This is a genomic window from Pedobacter sp. 01T416_2 (assembly GCF_056398925.1).
The window spans coordinates 1-2,401 of the sequence record NZ_JBFTQI010000842.1 but is presented as its reverse complement, the minus strand read 5'-3'; the positions used below and the strand labels follow the sequence as shown (position 1 = coordinate 2,401).

General features: G+C 33.6%; 3 protein-coding genes. All 3 read left to right on the top strand.

All coding sequences use genetic code 11. The annotated features are described in order from the left end of the window. On the top strand, positions 1 to 717 hold a 717-nt coding region (locus tag AC1DPQ_RS24850; RefSeq protein WP_477611202.1), incomplete at its 5' end, for a S1C family serine protease. A gap of 161 nt (positions 718 to 878) precedes the next feature. Further along, on the top strand, positions 879 to 1,514 hold the full coding sequence (locus tag AC1DPQ_RS24845; protein ID WP_215127985.1) for a peroxiredoxin: 636 nt from the start codon (positions 879 to 881) through the stop codon (positions 1,512 to 1,514). Between the two features lie 208 nt (positions 1,515 to 1,722). Then, positions 1,723 to 1,920, top strand: a complete 198-nt coding sequence (locus tag AC1DPQ_RS24840) for a cold-shock protein (protein WP_029276380.1) — start codon at positions 1,723 to 1,725, stop codon at positions 1,918 to 1,920. Positions 1,921 to 2,401: the final 481 nt, after the last annotated feature.

Here is a 2,401-nt window from a genome sequence, read left to right as displayed (position 1 = left end):
CAGTTAAGCAACCAGGTAAATAATGCTATTAAAACACAAAATAGCTTAATCAGAAATATTAAGCATAATAATACAACTTCTGGTAAGCCAAATGCTCAGAATAGTTTTGGTGGTACTGGTTTTGCCATTTCTACAAATGGTTACATTTTAACCAACCTGCATATTATTAATGGCGCTGATTCTTTATATGTGCAAAACAGTAGAGGAGAATCGTTCAAGGTAAAGTCAGTTTACACAGATCCTCAAAACGACATTGCAATTCTTAAAATAAACGATAAACACTTCAGTAACTTGTCATCTATTCCATACACCATTAAAAGGAATACAAGTAACATTGGTGAAATTGTATATACCTTAGGTTATCCAAAAGATGATGCTGTACTTGGAGAAGGTTACGTGAGCTCTAAAAATGGTTTTATTGGTGATACCACTCAGTATCAAGTAGCCATTTCAGTTAATCCGGGCAATAGCGGTGGTCCTGTTTTAGATAATAACGGAAATTTGGTAGGTATTATTAGTGGTAAGCCAGATCAGACTGAAGGTGCAGCTTTTGCCATTAAATCAAAATATATTTTAGAGGCAATGAGGGCCATTCCTCAGGATTCACTAGGCGTAAATAAACTTTCTGCCAACAAGAAGAGCTTGCTGTCTGGTTTAAAACGCACCAAACAGATCGAAAAAATACAGGATTATGTATTTATGATAAAAGCATACTAACGCAATACCCCAAACAAATTAATATTCTTAAACCCTGAAGATTGATTCTTCAGGGTTTTTTATTGGAATTGTAATTTGGAGGTCTTAAAATAATATTAAATCTATGTATTTAGTATAGTATTGTTTAGATTTGTTTTAGTCAAAATTAAATTAATAATATCATGAGTATAAGATTAGGCGATACCGCACCGAATTTCAAGGCCAACACATCCATTGGCGAAATAGATTTTTACGATTATTTAGGCGATAGCTGGGGAGTATTGTTTTCTCACCCTGCCGATTATACCCCTGTTTGTACCACAGAACTGGGTAGAACTGCAGCTTTAAAAGGTGAATTTGAAAAAAGAAACGTTAAGGTTTTGGCCTTAAGCGTTGATTCTGCCGAGTCGCATAAAGGATGGATTAATGATATTAACGAAACTCAAAATACTTCTGTCGAATTTCCGATTATTGCAGATCCGGACAAAACAGTGGCAAATCTCTATGATATGATCCACCCAAATGCTTCAGAAACTTTAACAGTTCGTTCGTTGTTCGTAATCAGTCCTGATAAAAAGGTGAAATTAATCATTACTTATCCAGCATCAACAGGAAGAAATTTTAATGAAGTGTTACGTGTGATTGATTCTTTACAGCTTACAGCCAATTATAGTGTGGCTACGCCTGCCGATTGGAAAGATGGAGAAGATGTAATTGTGGTAAACAGCATTAAAACGGAAGATATTCCAGCTAAATTTCCTAAAGGACACCAAGTAATTAAACCATATTTACGTACTACACCTCAACCAAATAAATAATTCGAAAATTTTATTTAATAACGCAACATTCTTGTTGAATGGCCAGAAATAGCTTGCATTACATTCATAATTTATTATATTTGGTAGTTTTGTTTCAATATTAACGCTTAAACTGGTTGTTTTATTCATATTAATACTCAATTGGTTAAATGAAATTCTGATCAAGGCGTAAAAGGTTTATTTATTTTATACAATTTTTTATTTTTTTATGGCAACCGGAAAAGTTAAATGGTTTAACACTCAAAAAGGCTTTGGATTTATTGTACAAGAAGACAATAAAGACTTATTTGTACATTTTAAAGATGTTTTAGGTGGAATCGAAAGCTTGAAAGAAAACGATACAGTAGAATTTGAAGTAGCTGAAGGCAGAAAAGGTTTACAGGCAGTAAATGTTAAGAAAGTTTAAGCAATAATATAAAGATTATTTCTTCATCACTACAAAAAGCCTTTCTATTGAGAGGCTTTTTGTGTTATATAGCTTTGTCATTCTGGCCGCAGTGAAGAATCTGAGTTAAGCGTATCTTAGCTGTTTTTCTTTGCTAATCATGAAGTAATTTGTTTTTTGGAAAGCAACTGTTGTGGTAATCGGTTCCGATAGCCCCGCCCTTTGCTTAATCCCGATTGAAATGCTGTACAAATAAAAATAAATGTTAAATCGGGATAACGCTGTCGGTCGGGTTTATTTTACCCCAGATGGTTGTACTATGGGGATCGTCATGCTGAATTTATTTCAGCAACTTTCCCGCTATTAATACTCTGAAATGAATTCAGGGTGACGTTACTAATGCTAAAGTATCTAAAGAATCTTTCTTACGGACATATTGTTAATCGAACTAGATTAATAGTACTGTATAATCATCGAACTAGATTAATAGTACTGTATAATC

What these genes read in the sequence shown, in the direction of transcription:
- AC1DPQ_RS24845 (WP_215127985.1), top strand. Translation starts at nt 879, where the DNA reads ATGAGTATAAGATTAGGCGATACCGCACCGAATTTCAAGGCCAACACA.
- AC1DPQ_RS24840 (WP_029276380.1), top strand. Translation starts at nt 1,723, where the DNA reads ATGGCAACCGGAAAAGTTAAATGGTTTAACACTCAAAAAGGCTTTGGA.